The organism is Halorubrum sp. CSM-61, from assembly GCF_003781945.1.
GTDB lineage: Archaea > Halobacteriota > Halobacteria > Halobacteriales > Haloferacaceae > Halorubrum.
Window position 1 is genome coordinate 41297 of the sequence record NZ_RJJW01000003.1, and the last position, 16969, is coordinate 58265.

A 16969-nucleotide genomic window follows, 5' to 3' on the forward strand; every position below is an offset into this window, starting at 1 on the left:
CATGCCACAACCAAGCCGACCACGAAAAGGCTCGCTGGGCTACGGCCCGCGTACCCGCGCAGACCGAGAGGTCCCGCGCATTCGATCGTGGCCAGACGACGACGGAGCCCCCGCACTGCAGGGGTTCGCCGGCTACAAGGCCGGAATGACGCACGTCGTTATGGTCAACGACGAGGCCAACTCGCCGCGTGAGGGGATGGAAACGTCCGTTCCCGTCACCGTCGTCGAGACGCCGCCGATGTACGCGGTGGCCCTGCGCGCCTACGAACAGACGCCGTACGGAAAGAAGCCGGTCGAAGAGGTCTGGGCGACCGAGTTCCACGAGGAGCTCGACCGCGCGCTCGACCTGCCGGCGGAAGACACCTTCGAGGAGGACGCCGAGGAGCTCCGTTCGCTGCTCGACGAGGACGCGGTCGACGACGTCCGCGTCATCACCCACACCGTCCCCTCGGAGCTCGCGAACGTTCCCAAGAAGAAGCCCGACATCATGGAGACCCGAGTCGGCGGCGGCTCCCTCGAGGAGCGCGTCGACTTCGGTCTCGACCTCGTTGCTGAGGGCGGCGCCCACGAGTTCGGCGACGTCTTCCGCGCGGGTCAGTACACCGACGTGTCGGGCATCACGAAGGGGAAGGGGACCCAGGGTCCCGTCAAGCGCTGGGGCGTCCAGAAGCGGAAGGGCAAACACGCCCGCCAGGGATGGCGGCGCCGGATCGGTAACCTCGGTCCGTGGAACCCCTCCCGCGTTCGCTCCACCGTTCCCCAGCAGGGGCAGACCGGCTACCACCAGCGCACCGAGCTCAACAAGCGCCTCATCGACTTCGGCGAGGGCGACGACGCCTCCGTCGACGGCGGCTTCGTCAACTACGGCGAGGTCGACGGCGACTACGCGCTCATCAAGGGCTCGCTGCCCGGTCCGGACAAGCGCCTGCTTCGGTTCCGCCCGGCCATCCGGCCGAACGACCAGCCGCGCCTCGATCCCGAGGTCCGGTACGTATCCACCGCATCCAACCAGGGATAATCCATGAACGCAACAGTACACGACCTGGACGGCGGGGACGCGGGCAGCGTCGAGCTGCCGGCGATCTTCGAGACCGCGTTCCGACCGGACCTCATCGGTCGGGCGGTCTCCGCCGCACAGGCTAACCGGAAACAGGCCTACGGTGCCGACGAGTTCGCCGGGCTGCGAACCCCCGCGGAGTCGTTCGGCTCCGGTCGCGGGCTCGCACACGTCCCGCGCTCCGAGAACGTCGCCCGCCGCGTCCCGCACGCCGTGTCGGGCCGCGCCGCGCACCCGCCGAAGGCCGAGAAAGACCAGTCGAAGAGCCTGAACGACAAGGAGCGACAGCTCGCGATCCGGTCGGCCATCGCGGCCACCGCCGACGCCGAGCTCGTCGCCGAGCGCGGTCACGCGTTCGACGAGGATCTCGACCTCCCGCTCGTCGTGAGCGACGAGTTCGAGGACCTCGAGAAGACCCAGGAGGCCCTGGGCGTGCTCGAAGCCGTCGGCGTCGACGCCGACATCGAGCGCGCCGAGGAGGGTCGCTCCGTCCGAGCCGGCCGCGGGAAGACCCGCGGTCGCAAGTACAGCCAGCCGAAGTCCGTCCTCGTCGTCACCAGCGAGGAGCCGTCCCGCGCCGCCCGGAACCTCTCGGGCGTCGACGTCGCGACCGCGCGAGAGGTCAACGCGGAGGACCTCGCGCCGGGCGCGCACCCGGGGCGACTCACGCTGTGGACCGAAAGCGCCGTCGAGGAGGTGGCCGACCGATGAACTCCATCATCGAGCACCCGATCGTCACCGAGCAGGCGATGAACGAGATGGACTTCAAGAACAAGCTGCTGTTCCTCGTCGACGTCGACGCGACCAAGCCCGAGGTCCGCGAGGAAGTGCAGGAGCGATACGACGTCTCCGTCGTCGACGTGAACACGCAGGTGACCCCGCAGGGCGACAAGAAGGCCACCGTCACGCTCTCCGAGGACGACGACGCGACCGAGATCGCATCTCGCATCGGGGTGTTCTGATATGGGACGACGAATCCAAGGACAGCGGCGTGGACGCGGCGGCCCGACGTTCCGGGCCCCGTCCCACCGCTACAAGGCGGAACTGTCGCACAAGAAGCTCGAAGACGTGGACACGATCACCGGTGAGATCGTCGGGATCGAACACGACCCCGCCCGCTCGGCTCCGCTCGCGGAGATCGAGTTCGAGGACGACGACCGTCGGCTCGTGCTCGCGCCGGAAGGCGTGCGCGTGGGAGAGACGATTCAGGTCGGCGTCTCCGCGGAGATCAAGCCCGGGAACACGCTCCCGCTGGCGGAGATCCCCGAGGGCGTCCCGGTCTGTAACGTCGAGAGCAACCGCGGGGACGGCGGGAAGTTCGCGCGCGCATCCGGCGTGTCCGCGACGCTTCTCACCCACGACCGCGACGTCGCGGTCGTCCAGCTCCCCAGCGGCGAAGTGAAGCGGCTCGACCCGCAGTGCCGCGCCACGATCGGCGTGGTCGCCGGCGGCGGTCGGACGGAGAAACCCTTCGTCAAGGCCGGTAACAAACACCACAAGATGAAAGCGCGCGGGACCAAGTACCCGCGCGTGCGCGGCGTCGCGATGAACGCCGTCGACCACCCCTTCGGCGGGGGCGGTCGCCAACACCCCGGCCAGCCGAAGTCCGTCTCGCGGGACGCCCCGCCGGGACGCAAGGTCGGTGACATCGCATCCAAGCGCACCGGACGAGGTGGCAACAAATGAGTTCTGACTACCGCACCGGCCGCGAGGGCAAGGAGTTCGCCTACCGCGGTCACTCGCTCGACGAGCTGCAGGAGATGGACGTAGAGGAAGTCGCGGAACTGCTCCCCGCACGCCAGCGGCGAAGCATCGTTCGCGGCCTCGGGACCGAACAGCAGAAGCTGCTGGAGACGGTCCGGAGCCGCGACAAGGAGACGACGGCGGACAATCCGATCCGGACGCATCTGCGCGACATGCCGATCCTGCCGGAGTTCGTCGGCGTCACCTTCTCCGTGTACAACGGACACAGCTTCGAGCGCGTGCAGGTCGAACCCGAGATGATCGGTCACTACCTCGGCGAGTTCCACCTGACTCGAAGCACCGTCGAACACGGTCAGGCCGGCATCGGCGCGACCCGGTCCTCGAAGTTCGTGCCCCTCAAGTAACCCATGGGAATCAACTACAGCGTCGAGGCCGACCCGGAGACCACCGCCAAGGGGATGCTCCGCGAGCGGCCCATCAGCGTGAAGGACAGCAAGGAGATCTCCCGGGAGATCAAAGGCGAGACGGTCGCCGACGCCGAGGAGTTCTTACAGGAGGTCATCGACGAGGAGACCTCGGTGCCGATGCGCCAGCACAACGCCGGCGCGGGCCACCGCTCCGACATCGACGGCTGGGACGCGGGACGGTACCCCGAGAAGGCCGCCAAGGACTTCCTCAAGCTCTTAGAGAACGTCAAGAACAACGCGGACGAACAGGGCTTCGACGGCGACGAGATGGTCATCAAACACGTCGCTCCCCACAAGGTGGGCGAGCGACCCGGCCGGAACCCGCGCGCCGCGGGCGCCACCGGGTGGAACACCACCCTCGCCGACGTCGAGCTCATCATCGAGGAGCCGGAGGCTGACGAATAATGGCTGACGAACACCAATTCATCGAGGACGGCCTGCGCCGTTCACAGATCAACGAGTTCTTCGCGGACGAGCTCGGCCGCGCCGGCTACGGCGGCATGGACGTCGCTCAGACGCCGATGGGCACGCAGATCGTCCTGAAGGCCGAAAAGCCCGGGATGGTGATCGGGAAGGGCGGGAAGAACATCCGCAAGATCACCACCGAACTCGAGGACCGCTTCGACATGGACGACCCGCAGATCGACGTTCAGGAGGTCGACGAGCCCGACCTGAACGCCCAGATCGTCGCGGACCGTCTCGCGAACGCCTTAGAGCGCGGCTGGTACTTCCGGAAGGCCGGGCACACGACGATCGACCGGATCATGGACGCGGGCGCGCTGGGCGCCGAGATCGTTCTGTCCGGGAAGGTCACCGGCGCGCGTTCGCGCGTCGAGAAGTTCAACCGCGGCTACATCAAGCACAACGGCGAGCCCGCGGAGGAGGTCGTCGACCACGGCCAGGGCGTCGCGGTGATGAAGCTCGGGACGATCGGCGTCAACGTGAAGATCATCCCGCCGGGCGCGCAGCTCCCGGACGACTTCGACATCCGCGAGGACGCCGAGGTCCCGGAGGTCGAGCAGGCGGCCGTCGACGTCGACGCCGACGAGGGCGTCGAGTCGCTGCTCGAGGAAGAGCCCGAGGAGGTGCCCGACGTGGGCGCCGACGAGGACGTCGAGGTCCCCGACGACGACCCCGCTGAGGTCATCGACGAGGAGGTCGTCGAGGAGGTCGTCGAGGAGACGCAGGACACGGCCACGGAGGCGACCGACGTCGCCGCCGAGGAGCCGGTCGGCGACGCCGAGGCCGACGAGGTCGAAGAGCTCGACGAGGAGATCGAAGAGGAGGCCGCGGACCTCGTCGCCGAGATGGAGGCCGCGGACGAAGACGAGGAGGACGAATAATGGCGATCCTCTACACGGACGAGATCCGCGACATGACCGCGGCAGAGCGCCAGGTCGAACTGGAAGAGCTCGAGACCGAACTGCTCAACTCGAAGGCGCAGCGCGCCGCCGGCGGCATGCCGGAGAGCCCGGGCCGCGTCAACGAGCTGAAGAAGACGATCGCGCGGATCAAGACGATCCAGGCGGAAGAAGGCGACTTCGACGACGAATAACGATGATCTCCCCCGACACGCTCGTACGGCACGAACTCGTCGGCCTCCCGGTTCGGGTGGTCGACGCCGACAGCGACGCCCACGCGGGCATCGCCGGTCGCGTGCTGTCAGAGACGTTCGGCACCCTCGTGGTGCGAACGGATTCGGGGGACAAACGCGTGCCCAAGTCGGGCGCGACGTTCGAGTTCGCGGTCGTCGATCGACCGACTGCCCGCACAGATGAAGCCGCCGACGACGGTCAGTCGTCGGGGTCCGCGTCCCAACTCGGGTCGGATACTACGGGGGTCCGCCCCCGTCAGTCTGGCCCGTCCGGATCCGCAAGCGTCGTCACCGGTGACGGCGCGGATCCGGCGAGCCACCGCGGCGAGTGCAAAGACGCGGTCTACGCGACGGTGGATGGCGAGCGGTTACGGCATCGACCCGCCGAACGCACCGAACAAGGTGTCACACAATGGCGATAGGAATCGACGTACCCACGCCTCCGGAGCCAGACAACCCGGAGGATTACGACTACGAGAAGTGCCCGTTCTACGGGCAGCTCTCCGTCCGCGGCCAGACCCGCGAGGGAACGGTCGTGTCGACGGACATGGCAAAGACCGTCATCGTCGAGCGAGAATACGACGTGTTCGTACCGAAATACGACCGGTACATGAAGCGTCGCTCGCGCATCCCGGCTCACGTGCCGGGCGTGCTCGACTCGCTCGAAGTCGGTGACGAAGTGAAAATCGCGGAGACGCGACCGCTCTCGAAGACGAAGTCCCACGTCGTCGTCGAGAACCTGTCGGGTGATCAGTGATGGAGGCGCTCAAGGCCGACGTCACGCAGGGGCTCTCGAAGGGCTCGCTCATCACGTGCGCCGACAACACCGGCGCCCGTGAGCTGAAGGTGATCTCCGTGTCGGGCTACTCCGGCACGAAGAACCGCCACCCGAAGGCAGGTATCGGCGACAAGGTGACCGTCTCGGTCACCAAAGGGACCCCGGAGATGCGGCGGCAGGTGCTGGAGGCGGTCGTCGTCCGCCAGCGCAAGCCGATCCGTCGTCCGGACGGCACGCGCGTGAAGTTCGAGGACAACGCGGCCGTCATCATCGACGACCTCGACGAGCCGCGGGGCACGGAGATCAAAGGCCCCGTCGCCCGCGAGGTCGCCGAGCGCTTCGGGAGCATCGCCTCGACCGCGACGATGATCGTCTAATCATGACGAAACAGCCACGCAAACAGCGAAAACGGTCGGAGACCGCGCCGCTCCACGAGCGGCAGAACCAGGTCCGGGCCACCCTCACGGAGGATCTCCGCGAGGAGTACGGCCAGCGGAACGTCCGCGTCAACGCCGGCGACACCGTCGAGGTGCTTCGCGGCGACGCGGCCGGCACGGAGGCCGAGGTCGTCTCGGTCGACCTGTCCGCGGAACGGATCACCGTCGAGGACGTCACCGTCGAGAAGGCGGACGGGGAGGAGGTTCCCCGCCCCATCCCGGCGAGCAACGTCCGGGTGACCGAACTGGACCTGGAAGACGAGCGCCGGGAGGCGCGGCTCCAGGAGGATAACGAATGACGCGACATCAGAAGCGACTGGCAGTACCGAACTCCTGGCCGGTCGAGCGAAAGACGAACACGTTCACCGTCAAGGCCGGCGCCGGCCCGCACGGTGAGGCGGGCGTTCCGCTCGTCGTCCTGCTGCGGGACGTGCTCGGCTACGTCGACTCGACGAAGGAGGCGCGCTACGCGCTGAACAACGACTCGGTCCTCGTCAACGGGGACGCAATTTCGGACGAGCAGCGTCCGATCGGGATGTTCGACATCCTGGCGTTCCCCGAGCGCGGGGAGTACTTCCGCGTCTTCCCCGACGAGGGCGGTCGGCTCGCGCTGACCTCCGTCGACGAGGAGGCCGCCGGAAGCCGGCTCGGGAAGATTACGAACAAGTCCGTCGTCCCCGGTGGCGACGCGCAGCTGACGCTGCACGACGGGACGAACGTCCTCGTGGACGCCGACACCGAGTACGACACGAAGGACTCGATCGTCGTCGACAACGAGTCGAAGGAGATCGTCGCCCACTTCGAGTACGAGGAGGGCGCCCTGGTCACCGCCGTCGCCGGCCAGCACGCCGGCCGAATCGGCGAAGTGACCGACATCGACGTGACGCTCGGCTCCGGCTCGAACACGGTCTTCGTCGGCGACGACGAGGACGGCTACGAGACGGTCGAGGAGTACCTCGTCGTCATCGACGAGAACTTCACCGACGAGACGGGTGATTCGGATGAGTGAAGCCGACAGCGCCGCTCACGAGATGCGCGAACCGTACCTCGAGAAGGTCGTCGTCCACATGGGCGTCGGGCAGGGCGGTGAGCCGCTCGCGGACGCGGAGGAGATCATCGAGGAGATCACGGACCAGCAGTCGGTTCGGACCACCTCGAAGCGCACCATCGCCGAGTTCGGGATCCGCAAGGGCGACCCGATCGGCGTCAAGGTGACGCTGCGGGGCGAGGACGCACACGAGTTCCTCGCGACCGCGCTCGACGTCGTCGACGTCTCGCGGAGCCAGTTCGACGACACGGGCAACCTGAGCTTCGGGGTCGAGGACCACACCGACTTCCCGAGCCAGGAGTACGACCCGAGCATCGGCATCTACGGCCTCGACGTGACGACGACGATCGTCCGTCCCGGCTACCGCGTGTCGAAGCGGGACAAGGCGACCGCCTCGATCCCCTCGAAACACCGGATGACCGCCGAGGACGCGGCCGCGTTCCTCGAAACGAACTTCGACGTTGAGGTAACGGAATGAGCGAAGCGAACAACGACACGGGCGAGCACGCGGCGAAGCGCACCGACTCCCGGCACACGTGCCGGCGGTGCGACCGCGAGCAGGGACTCGTCGGCAAGTACGACATCAACCTCTGCCGGCAGTGTTTCCGCGAGGTCGCTCGAGACATGGGATTCGAGAAGTACAGCTGATCATGACGGGAAACGATCCATTCACCAACGCGCTGGCCGGCATGGACAACGCCGAGAGCGTTGGCCACCTGTCGTACACGGTTGAGCCCGCCTCCAACATCATCGGCTCCGTCCTCGAGGTCCTCTACGACCGCGGGTACGTCGACGGCTTCGAGTACGTCGACGACGGGAAGGCCGGAAAGTTCGAGGTCGAACTGAAAGGAGCGATCAACGAGTGTGGCGCCGTCAAGCCCCGCTACTCCGCGGGTGCCGACGAGTTCGAGAAGTGGGAGAAGCGGTACCTCCCCGCCCGTGACTACGGGACGCTCATCGTCACGACGAGCCACGGCGTCATGAGCCACTACGAGGCCCGCGAAGAGGGTATCGGCGGCCAAGTGATCGCATACGTCTACTAACAATGAACAGAGTCGAAATCGAGATTCCGGACGACGTCTCCGCCGAGACCGATCACCTCGAACTCACCGTCGAGGGTCCCAACGGGAGCGTCACGCGACGCCTCTGGTACCCCGACGTCGAGGTCACGGTCGAGGACGGTGTCGTCGCGATCGCTTCCGAGAACGAGGACGCGAAGACGAACGCCACGGTCGGCACCTTCGAGAGCCACGTCGCCAACATGATCCACGGCGTCACCGACGGATGGGAGTACACGATGGAAGTGTACTACGCCCACTTCCCGATGCAGGTGACCGTGGAGGGCGACGAGGTCGTCATCGAGAACTTCCTCGGCGAGCGAGCGCAGCGACGCACTCCGATCCGCGGAGACACGGACGTACAGATCGACGGCGAGACGGTCACGCTCACGGGCTCCGACAAGGAGGCCGTCGGGCAGACCGCCGCCGACATCGAACAGCTGACGAAGGTGACCGACAAGGACACGCGCGTCTTCCAGGACGGCGTGTACATCGTCGAGAAGCCCACCGGAGGTGCCTAACCAATGGCCGAAGAACTGGAAGACATCAGCGGTGTCGGTCCCTCGAAGGCGGACGCCCTTCGCGAGGCCGGCTACGAGACGGTCGAGGACGTGAAGGCCGCCTCCCAGTCGGAGCTCTCCGAGGTCGACGGCGTCGGCAACGCGCTCGCAGCGCGTATCAAGGCCGACGTCGGCGGGCTGGAGGTCGACGAGGAGGCGGACGCGGAGATCGAAGACGAGACGGACGAGGAGGAGGAGGCCGACGAGGCCGACGCCGACGAGGACGTCGAGACGGAGCTTCGCCCCCGCGGTCACGCCGACAAGACGCCGGAACTGGACGACGAGACCGCTCGCGCGCTCGCACAGAAGCACCGCGAGGGGAAACCGCAGTTCAACCGGCAGGACTACCACAAGAAAAAGCGGATCCCGACGTCGTGGCGCAAGCCGCGCGGCGGGCTCTCCAAGCAGCGCCGTCGCATGAAGGCGAAGGGCCCCGTCGTCGAGGCGGGCTTCCGATCGCCGAAGGCGTCGCGCGACCTGCACCCGAGCGGCTTCGAGGAGGTCCGCGTGCACAACACGGACGACCTCGAGGGCGTCGACGGCGATACGCAGGCGGTACGGATCGCCTCGAAGGTCGGCGGTCGCAAGCGCGAACTGATCGAAGACGAGGCGGAGGAGCGGGGAATTCGCGTGCTGAACCCGACCTACGTCGAAGTGGAGGTCAACGATGAGTGATCTGAAGGCGCAGAAACGGCTCGCAGCGGACGAGCTGGACGTCGGCAAGGGCCGCGTCTGGCTCGACCCCGAGGCACAGGAGGAGATCGAGGACGCCATCACGCGAGAGGACGTCCGCGAGCTCATCGAACAGGGCACCATCCGCGCGAAGGACGCGAAGACGAACTCCCGCGGTCGGGCCCGCGAGCGCGCGGAGAAGCGCTCGTACGGTCATCAGTCGGGGGCCGGGACCCGGAAGGGGAAGTCCGGTGCGCGACAGAACACGAAGGACGACTGGAAGGCGCGGATCCGCGCGCAGCGCGCCCGCCTGAAGGAACTCCGAGACGACGAGAACGTGCTCGACGCCAGCGAGTACCGCACGCTCTACAACAAGGCGAGCGGTGGCGAGTTCGAGGACGTCGCGCGGCTGGAGGCGTACATCCAGACGCAGTACGGTTACGAGGTGACGGACTAATGGCGACAGGACCACGATACAAGGTGCCGATGCGGCGCCGCCGCGAGGTCCGGACGGATTACCATCAGAGGTTGCGCCTGCTGAAATCGGGCAAGCCTCGCCTGGTCGCCCGGGTGAGCAACGCTCACGTCAGGGCGCAGCTGGTGACTCCCGGATCCGACGGCGACGAGACCCACGCGGCCGCCTCCAGCGAGGAGCTCGCTGAGTACGGCTGGGACGCCCCCACGGGCAACCTCCCCAGCGCGTACCTCACCGGCTTCCTCGCGGGCGCCCGCGCCGTCGACGCCGGCCTCGACGAGGCCGTCCTCGACATCGGGCTCAACACGGCGACGCCCGGCAACAAGACGTTCGCAGTACAGGAAGGAGCGATCGACGCCGGCCTCGAGATCCCGCACAACGACGACGTGCTGGCCGAGTGGTCGCGCACGCGCGGCGAGCATATCGCCGCGTACGCCGACCAGCTCGACGAGCCGCTCTACAGCGGCGATTTCGACGCCGCAGACGTACCCGAGCACTTCGACGACGTGCTCGCGACAATCCAGGAGGACCATGAGTAGACACAACGACGGCTGGGAACCGCGGACGCGACTCGGCCGCAAGGTACAGGACGGCGACATCTCGTCGATGGAACAGGCGCTCGACTCCGGCCTCCCGCTGAAGGAGGCCGAGATCGTCGACCAGCTCCTTCCGGGGCTGGAAGACGAGGTGCTGGACATCAACATGGTCCAGCGCATGACCGACTCCGGCCGCCGCGTGAAGTTCCGCTGCGTGGTCGCCGTGGGCAACCGCGACGGCTACCTCGGCTACGCACAGGCCCGAGACGATCAGGTCGGCGGCGCCATCCAGAAGGCGATCGACGTCGCGAAGCTGAACATCATCGAGGTCGACCGCGGATCCGGGTCCTGGGAGGACCAGCCCGGCGGCACGAACTCCCTCACCCGCAAGGCAGAGGGGAAGGCCGGCTCCGTCACCGTCGAGATCCAGCCCGCCCCGCAGGGGCTCGGGCTGGCCGCGGCGGAGACGGTCCGGAACATCTTGGAGCTCGCCGGCGTCGAGGACGCCTGGACGAACTCCGACGGTAACACCCGCACGACCGTGAACCTCGCGAAGGCGACGTTCAACGCCTTAGAGAACGCGGCGCAGTCCCGCACTCCGCAGCACGCGCGCGAGGTCCACTACGACGAGGTGAGCGAGTGATGCAAGCGATCGTGCAGCTCCGCGGCGACGTGAACCTGGAGTACGGCGTCGAGGACACCCTCGACATGCTGAACATCGGGCGCGTCAACCACGCGACGTTCGTCCCCGAGACGGACTCGTACCGCGGCATGATCACCAAGGTGAACGACGTCGTCGCGTTCGGGGAACCGAGCGCCGACGCGGTCGCGACCACCATCGCGCGACGCGGCGAGCCCCTCGAGGGCTCGGCCGACATCGACGACGAGTGGATCGATGACAACACCGATTACGCCGATCTCGAGGCGCTGGCCGAGGCGCTCGTCGACGAGGAGACGACCCTGCGCGAGCAGGGCCTCTCGCCGACGCTCCGGCTCCACGCCCCCCGCGGCGGTCACGAGGGAATTAAACACCCCGTGATCGAGGGCGGCGAGCTCGGGAAACACAGCACCGAGGAGATCGACGGTCTCCTGGAGGCGATGCGATGACGAGCAAGAAACGTCGACAGCGCGGGTCTCGGACGCACGGCGGCGGAACGCACAAGAACCGGCGCGGCGCCGGTCACCGCGGCGGTCGCGGCGCGGCCGGCCGCGCGAAACACGAGTACCACAACTACCCGCCGCTCGGGAAGTACGGCTTCAAGCGACCCGAGAGCGCGCAGGTCGAGGTCCTCGAAGTGAAGGTCCAGAAGCTCGACGAGGACGCGGCGCTGTACGCCGCGGAGGACCTCGCCGAGGAGGACGGCGACGCGTACGTCGTCGACGCGCGCGACGTCGTCGAGGACGGCCACGAGGCCGACGTCGTGAAGGTGCTCGGCGGCGGACAGGTCCGCCGCGAGCTCCGCGTTACCGCGGACGCGTTCACCGCCGGCGCGGTCGAACTCATCGAGGAGGCCGGCGGCGAGGCGACGCTCTCCGAGCGCGCCGAAGCGGCCGCTGACGAACCGGAAAGCACTTCCGACGACGAGGACCACGAGGCGTAACCAATGAGTTGGAAGGAGGTCGCCGAACCGGTGCTCACGCGGATGCCCGTCGTGGAGCGACCCGCGGGTCACGTTCCGTTCAAGCGGAAGCTCATGTGGACGGCCGGCATCCTGATCGTCTACTTCTTCCTGACCAACATCAACCCGTTCGGGTTGGCCGCGAGTCAGGGGACGGACTTCTTCGGGCAGTTCCGGTCGGTCCTCGCCGGGGAGTCCGGATCGCTGCTGCAGGTCGGTATCGGACCGATCGTCACGGCGTCCATCGTCCTACAGCTGCTGGGCGGTGCGAACCTGCTGGGGCTCGACACCGACGACCCGCGTGACCAGGTCCTGTACCAGGGCCTCCAGAAGCTGCTGGTGATCATCGTCACCGCCCTGACGGCGGCCCCGATGGTGTTCACCGGCGAGTTCCTTCCAGCGGACGAGGCGGTCGCGGGAGCGCTCGGAATTAGCACGTTCGGCGTCGAGGTGCTGATCTTCGCACAGGTGTTCGTCGGCGGTGTCCTCCTCCTGTTCATGGACGAGATCGTGAGCAAGTGGGGGGTCGGCTCCGGCGTCGGCCTGTTCATCATCGCGGCCGTGAGCCAGCAGATCGTCGGCGGGTTCTTCAGCTTCTCGGCGCTCGGCGCGTCGGGGTTCTTCGCCAGCTGGTACGGCATCATCGTCGGTGACGTGCCGGTGTCGCTGTCGCCGTTCACGGCGGAGGGGCTCCAGAACCTACTCTTCGATCCCGGGAACATCTTGGCGCTTTTCACCACGCTGTTCATCTTCGGGATCGTCGTGTACGCGGAGTCGGTCCGCGTCGAGATCCCGCTGTCGCACGCGCGGGTCAAGGGCGCTCGCGGACGCTTCCCGGTGAAGCTCATCTACGCGTCCGTCCTGCCGATGATCCTCGTTCGCGCGCTGCAGGCGAACATCCAGTTCCTCGGGCAGCTCCTCTCCTCGCAGTGGGCGGGGATGCCCGAATGGCTCGGCGTCTACAACGACGCCGGACAGCCCATCTCCGGGTTCTTCTACTACCTGAACCCGATCCAGGCCCGCACGGACTGGATGTGGTTCCTCGGTGAGATCCCGGCGTCGGTCGAACCGTGGATGATCGCGGTTCGGCTGCTTATCGACCTCACGTTCATGGTCGTCGGCGGCGCGATCTTCGCCATCTTCTGGGTCGAGACCACCGGGATGGGCCCGGAGGCGACGGCCAAGCAGATCCAGAACTCCGGGATGCAGATCCCCGGGTTCCGCCGGAATCCGCAGGTCGTCGAGAAGGTCATGGAGCGGTACATCCCGCAGGTGACCGTCATCGGCGGCGCCCTCGTCGGGCTGCTCGCCGTCATGGCGAACCTGCTCGGCACCATCGGTCAGGTCTCCGGAACCGGGCTGCTGCTCGCGGTCTCCATCACGTACAAGCTGTACGAGGAGATCGCGGAAGAGCAGCTGATGGAGATGCACCCGATGATGCGCCAGATGTTCGGCAACGAGTGAGAACAGTTCTAGAACGTAAACGGGCGTTCTAGACGTTCTTACGCTGTTTTATTGGAACAGATTAGCTGACTCCGAAGCTAGTTTTGTCTTGAGCACCGGCTATCGAATCTCTCTGGCCTTGACTGCTCCCTACGCGTGTTTCGTGACATCTTCGAGGTCGAACAGCCGTACGTCACCGCGCTTGGACACGGCTTCCTGAACGGACTGTGTCACACCATTCCGGGTGAATAAGGCGTACTTGGTGCTTCTCTCATCGCCGTCCGGCGTCCAGCGTATCTCGGCGGCATGGTCTTCGAGGGAGGCGAGAGCTCCGTAGTCAAGCGGTGCGTTCGTGAACTTGCATTCCCCCACGACCATCGTGCCGTCCGTGGTGAACCCGACGACGTTAACCTCGTGTTCCTTGTACCACCAGCGACCGATATCGAGGAACGTCTCTGCGGGATAGAGTCCCGGGAGTGCGTCTTGGCATAGTCTCTCGAATTCGCGACTCACGAAGTCCGGGAGCTCCGGTTCGATGACGGCGTCGTACGCGTTCTCTCCGAGCCGTTCGTATCGATCCTCCTTGCCGTAGACGAAGCGGAACCAGAACCGGAACAGCGGATCCAAGATTCGATAGCGTCCCCGGCGTGACTTCGCCTTCTCTTCGGTGATCGGGACCTCCCGCTCGATGAGCCGCAACCGTTCCAACTTCTGTGTGTATGTCGATATCTGCTTCCCATCGATTCCTATCGCTTGAGCGATCTCGTTCGACGTCGTCTTTCCGGCGGCGATGGCGGTGAGGATCGCAAAGTATCGGTTCGGGTCCGTGAGTTCGGTGCGGAGCACGTACTCCGGTTCGTTATGGAGATATCCCTTCTGAGAGAGGACTTCCTCGGTGAGAACCGCTCCGAGGTCTCGTCTGAGATCGACGCCATCGAGATAGTGCGGGACGCCTCCGAAGATTCCCCACGTGAAGATCCGCTCTTCGGGCGAATACTCGTCCGGAACGAACTCCTGTGCAGCAGCGAAACTGAGGGGCCGGAGGTCAAGTCGCTCCGTGAATCGTCCGTACAGGGGACTGTTCCCGAGAAGCGTCGCTTCCTCCATCATACTGATCGACGATCCGACGAGGATGAACGTTCCCGAGGTGTTCTGGAGCCGCTGGTCCCACAGTCGCTGAATGACCGAAGGGAGACTCTCGTCGGCGTCGATGAGGTAGGGGAATTCGTCCAGAACCACGATTCCGTCTTGGTCGCCGAGATACCCGAGCAACGCTTCCCAGTTCTGCTTGATCTGCGTGATGCCGGGGAAGTTCTCGGAGGCGACATCGACGAACTCGTCAAGTTGTATCTGGGAGGTGGTCTCCGTGGCCTGATAGACGACTGCGCCGTCACGGTCGGAGAGCGAGTGCTGGACGAGCTGTGTCTTCCCGAGGCGTCGCCGACCGAAAATCACGACCATCTCTGCGTCATCGGATTCGTAGCATCCATGTAGTCGTGAGAGCTCATCGTCCCGATTCACGAAGTGATCCATAGCCCCCCTCTACTGTGACAGAGAATAATACTTCCGGATAGCCTATTTCGGAATAGGCTAACTAGAAATTGCTTATTCTCGATCCTCGCCGGTCGCGTGATAGCCGAACTTCGTCGTCCGACACGACGACGGTTCCATCGGTTCGTCGCCACGCGTCACCGCACCGTTTCGCTCACTCGTTTCGTTCGGGTTCCCGCGGTTCAGAGCGTCCGCTACCGTCCCCCAGCGCCTCGAGGTCGTCGTTGATGTCCGCGCCGGAGCTCTCGCCCGGGAGAATGTCCCCGAGGGCCGCGCCGAACGACGCGACGGTCCAGACGACGCTGACGCGCGCCAACGCCACGAGGGGGTCTTCCCAGTTGTCGACCCGTCCCCACATGGTCATAAGCGAGGCCGCGGTGAGGAACGACACCAGTGCCGTTCCGACCAGCCGGCGCGGGATGAACCCGAGGAGGGGCCGCGACACCTTGACGTCCTTCGGCCCGGCCCAGTAGACGAGCGCGAGGATCATCAGGAGGACGAACGCGACGTTGACGAGGAAGTAGACGGGGAAGAGCCCGACGCGGAACGAGAGGAAGAACTCCGCGATGTCGAAGACGCCGTCCTCCACCAGAAACGGGATCGAGAAGAACACGCTCCCGACGAACGCCTCCGCGATGTCCCGAGAGGTGTACTTCTGGATCGTGTCGTCGACGGCGTCTTCCAGCGTCGCCGCGATCGCCTCCTCTCTGATCCGGTTCACCCGTCGGCGTTCCGCGAAGTCGCCGACGATCGCTTCGAGGTCGTCGAACTCCTCGTGGAGCGCGTCCATGAGCGCGCCGTCGCTCAACCCCCGGACCGCCTCCGACCGCTCCTCGATAGCGGTCGGTTCGACGCCGTCCGTCGTTTGCGTCTGTGAGAGCCCGGGCCCGGTGGACCGCTCCGGTGAGGAAATCTCCGGTGTGGTGTCGCTGTCTGCGAGGATGTCACCGAGCGCCGCGCCCAACGTGCCGACGGTCCAGAGAACGGTGATCCGGGAGATCGCCTCGACCGGCGACTGCCAGCCGTTCACTCGCCCCCAAGCGGTCATCAACAGCGCCGCGACGACGAACGAGACGGTGAGCGTCATGAACAGCCGGACCGGGATCCGCCCGAAGAGGAGCGCCGTTTCGTCGGTGTTCCGCCCGGTCCACTCCAGCAACGCGTACGTCATGAACACGACGAACAGCGTGTTCATGATAAGAAACACCGGAACGCCGCGGACGGTGAACCCGAAGAGGTGGTTCGCGATGTCGAAGACGCCGTCCTCGACGAGGAGCGGCGAGGCGAAGATGACGCTCCCGACGAACGCCTCGGCGGCGTCGCGGGCCCGGAGATCGCGGGTCCCGGAGTCGATCAGTCCTCGGTCGTGCGCTTCCACGAGCAGCTGCTTGACGTCTAACACCTCGTCTCGGGTCTCGGAGACCTCGCCTTCGCTCGTCAGGTCCGACAGGTCGGCGAACAGATCCTCGATAGTGGCGGGCGATCCGTCCTCTTCGGGGTCCGCTTCGTCGGGGTCCGTCGATGGCGATACGTCTGACATCCCGTACTGACACCCACGCTTCGTTCAGAAAAATAGATGGGTGATCGGGAGGCGTCGAGACGCGATTCAGTCGTCCCCGGCGACGGGTGGCTGTTCCTCGAGACGGATTCGCGTCCGCGACGAGATGCCGCGCAGCGCCAATACGAGTGCCGTGCCGGCGATACCTCCGATTTCCCCCGCGAGTGCCGACAGCGCCGCGGAGACGCCGACCGCCTCGCCGCGGAGCTCCGCCGGAGCGATCCGGGTCACGATGGTCCCGGCGGTCCCGAGCACGCCGAACGTGAGCCGATCGGTGGGGGTTTTCATGTCTTCCGCCGACGCGTCGGCCGATCAAAAAGTCGTGTGATTCGTCTGCGACCGTTCCCGCGTCCTCCGTTTCGATCGCGTTCGGAGCCGTGCCCAGCCGCGACGCCCGCTGCGATTTCGACTT

The 16969-nt window shown here is 66.2% G+C and carries 27 protein-coding genes; 24 read left to right on the forward strand and 3 right to left on the reverse strand.

Going from position 1 to position 16969, the window contains the following annotated elements; genetic code table 11:
- Position 1 precedes the first annotated feature (1 nt).
- From EDM04_RS05870 to secY, 24 genes are read left to right on the forward strand one after another with little or no spacing between them, the layout of a single operon-like run.
- Positions 2-1018: a 50S ribosomal protein L3 gene (locus EDM04_RS05870; RefSeq protein ID WP_123620219.1), complete on the forward strand. Its 1017-nt coding sequence runs from the start codon at positions 2-4 to the stop codon at positions 1016-1018.
- A 3-nt stretch (positions 1019-1021) separates the two neighbouring features.
- On the forward strand, positions 1022-1768 hold the full coding sequence (rpl4p, locus tag EDM04_RS05875) for a 50S ribosomal protein L4 (protein WP_123620220.1): 747 nt from the start codon (positions 1022-1024) through the stop codon (positions 1766-1768).
- Positions 1765-2019 (forward strand): 50S ribosomal protein L23, encoded by a 255-nt coding sequence (locus EDM04_RS05880; RefSeq protein WP_123620221.1) that lies wholly within the window; start codon positions 1765-1767, stop codon positions 2017-2019. Before rpl4p ends, EDM04_RS05880 begins: the two co-directional genes overlap by 4 nt.
- Before the next feature lies 1 nt (position 2020).
- Positions 2021-2743, forward strand: coding sequence for a 50S ribosomal protein L2 (locus tag EDM04_RS05885; protein ID WP_004047227.1), 723 nt, complete (start codon positions 2021-2023; stop codon positions 2741-2743).
- Positions 2740-3165, forward strand: coding sequence for a 30S ribosomal protein S19 (locus EDM04_RS05890; RefSeq protein ID WP_123620222.1), 426 nt, complete (start codon positions 2740-2742; stop codon positions 3163-3165). Before EDM04_RS05885 ends, EDM04_RS05890 begins: the two co-directional genes overlap by 4 nt.
- A 3-nt stretch (positions 3166-3168) precedes the next feature.
- Positions 3169-3633: a 50S ribosomal protein L22 gene (locus EDM04_RS05895; RefSeq protein WP_095636858.1), complete on the forward strand. Its 465-nt coding sequence runs from the start codon at positions 3169-3171 to the stop codon at positions 3631-3633.
- Positions 3633-4571 carry a 30S ribosomal protein S3 gene (locus tag EDM04_RS05900; protein ID WP_123620223.1) on the forward strand — a complete coding sequence of 313 codons (939 nt, stop codon included), beginning with the start codon at positions 3633-3635 and terminating at the stop codon, positions 4569-4571. Before EDM04_RS05895 ends, EDM04_RS05900 begins: the two co-directional genes overlap by 1 nt.
- Complete coding sequence (gene rpmC / locus EDM04_RS05905) at positions 4571-4783, forward strand: 50S ribosomal protein L29 (protein ID WP_123620224.1); 213 nt, start codon at positions 4571-4573, stop codon at positions 4781-4783. Before EDM04_RS05900 ends, rpmC begins: the two co-directional genes overlap by 1 nt.
- A gap of 2 nt (positions 4784-4785) precedes the next feature.
- On the forward strand, positions 4786-5244 hold the full coding sequence (locus EDM04_RS05910) for a ribonuclease P protein component 1 (protein ID WP_123620225.1): 459 nt from the start codon (positions 4786-4788) through the stop codon (positions 5242-5244).
- Positions 5235-5579 carry a 30S ribosomal protein S17 gene (locus EDM04_RS05915; RefSeq protein WP_004047221.1) on the forward strand — a complete coding sequence of 115 codons (345 nt, stop codon included), beginning with the start codon at positions 5235-5237 and terminating at the stop codon, positions 5577-5579. Before EDM04_RS05910 ends, EDM04_RS05915 begins: the two co-directional genes overlap by 10 nt.
- Positions 5579-5977, forward strand: a complete 399-nt coding sequence (locus tag EDM04_RS05920; protein WP_123620226.1) for a 50S ribosomal protein L14 — start codon at positions 5579-5581, stop codon at positions 5975-5977. Before EDM04_RS05915 ends, EDM04_RS05920 begins: the two co-directional genes overlap by 1 nt.
- A 2-nt stretch (positions 5978-5979) precedes the next feature.
- Positions 5980-6336, forward strand: a complete 357-nt coding sequence (gene rplX / locus EDM04_RS05925) for a 50S ribosomal protein L24 (RefSeq protein ID WP_004597427.1) — start codon at positions 5980-5982, stop codon at positions 6334-6336.
- Positions 6333-7046 (forward strand): 30S ribosomal protein S4e, encoded by a 714-nt coding sequence (locus tag EDM04_RS05930; protein ID WP_123620227.1) that lies wholly within the window; start codon positions 6333-6335, stop codon positions 7044-7046. Before rplX ends, EDM04_RS05930 begins: the two co-directional genes overlap by 4 nt.
- Positions 7039-7563 (forward strand): 50S ribosomal protein L5, encoded by a 525-nt coding sequence (locus EDM04_RS05935; RefSeq protein ID WP_123620228.1) that lies wholly within the window; start codon positions 7039-7041, stop codon positions 7561-7563. The genes EDM04_RS05930 and EDM04_RS05935 overlap by 8 nt, the downstream gene beginning before the upstream one ends.
- Positions 7560-7733: a 30S ribosomal protein S14 gene (locus EDM04_RS05940; RefSeq protein ID WP_004597423.1), complete on the forward strand. Its 174-nt coding sequence runs from the start codon at positions 7560-7562 to the stop codon at positions 7731-7733. The genes EDM04_RS05935 and EDM04_RS05940 overlap by 4 nt, the downstream gene beginning before the upstream one ends.
- 2 nt (positions 7734-7735) lie before the next feature.
- Positions 7736-8128 (forward strand): 30S ribosomal protein S8, encoded by a 393-nt coding sequence (locus EDM04_RS05945; RefSeq protein WP_004047215.1) that lies wholly within the window; start codon positions 7736-7738, stop codon positions 8126-8128.
- Between the two features lie 2 nt (positions 8129-8130).
- Positions 8131-8664, forward strand: a complete 534-nt coding sequence (locus tag EDM04_RS05950) for a 50S ribosomal protein L6 (protein WP_050025364.1) — start codon at positions 8131-8133, stop codon at positions 8662-8664.
- 3 nt (positions 8665-8667) lie between these two features.
- A complete protein-coding gene (locus EDM04_RS05955; protein WP_123620229.1) occupies positions 8668-9378 on the forward strand; it encodes a 50S ribosomal protein L32e in 711 nt (236 codons plus the stop codon).
- Positions 9371-9832: a 50S ribosomal protein L19e gene (locus tag EDM04_RS05960; protein WP_123620230.1), complete on the forward strand. Its 462-nt coding sequence runs from the start codon at positions 9371-9373 to the stop codon at positions 9830-9832. Before EDM04_RS05955 ends, EDM04_RS05960 begins: the two co-directional genes overlap by 8 nt.
- A complete protein-coding gene (locus EDM04_RS05965; RefSeq protein ID WP_123620231.1) occupies positions 9832-10389 on the forward strand; it encodes a 50S ribosomal protein L18 in 558 nt (185 codons plus the stop codon). The genes EDM04_RS05960 and EDM04_RS05965 overlap by 1 nt, the downstream gene beginning before the upstream one ends.
- Complete coding sequence (locus EDM04_RS05970; protein ID WP_123620232.1) at positions 10382-11029, forward strand: 30S ribosomal protein S5; 648 nt, start codon at positions 10382-10384, stop codon at positions 11027-11029. Before EDM04_RS05965 ends, EDM04_RS05970 begins: the two co-directional genes overlap by 8 nt.
- Positions 11029-11493 (forward strand): 50S ribosomal protein L30, encoded by a 465-nt coding sequence (locus EDM04_RS05975; RefSeq protein ID WP_123620233.1) that lies wholly within the window; start codon positions 11029-11031, stop codon positions 11491-11493. Before EDM04_RS05970 ends, EDM04_RS05975 begins: the two co-directional genes overlap by 1 nt.
- Positions 11490-11987 carry an uL15m family ribosomal protein gene (locus EDM04_RS05980; RefSeq protein ID WP_123620234.1) on the forward strand — a complete coding sequence of 166 codons (498 nt, stop codon included), beginning with the start codon at positions 11490-11492 and terminating at the stop codon, positions 11985-11987. The genes EDM04_RS05975 and EDM04_RS05980 overlap by 4 nt, the downstream gene beginning before the upstream one ends.
- A gap of 3 nt (positions 11988-11990) precedes the next feature.
- On the forward strand, positions 11991-13469 hold the full coding sequence (gene secY / locus EDM04_RS05985) for a preprotein translocase subunit SecY (protein ID WP_123620235.1): 1479 nt from the start codon (positions 11991-11993) through the stop codon (positions 13467-13469).
- Positions 13470-13598: 129 nt separating this feature from the next.
- Here the strand turns inward: secY and EDM04_RS05990 are convergent, their stop codons facing one another.
- From EDM04_RS05990 to EDM04_RS18470, 3 genes are all read right to left on the reverse strand, one after another.
- Complete coding sequence (locus EDM04_RS05990) at positions 13599-14981, reverse strand: ATP-binding protein (protein ID WP_123620236.1); 1383 nt, start codon at positions 14979-14981, stop codon at positions 13599-13601.
- A gap of 172 nt (positions 14982-15153) precedes the next feature.
- A complete protein-coding gene (locus EDM04_RS05995) occupies positions 15154-16539 on the reverse strand; it encodes a hypothetical protein (RefSeq protein WP_123620237.1) in 1386 nt (461 codons plus the stop codon).
- A gap of 66 nt (positions 16540-16605) precedes the next feature.
- Positions 16606-16845, reverse strand: coding sequence for a hypothetical protein (locus tag EDM04_RS18470; protein ID WP_164471100.1), 240 nt, complete (start codon positions 16843-16845; stop codon positions 16606-16608).
- Between the last annotated feature and the right edge of the window lie 124 nt (positions 16846-16969).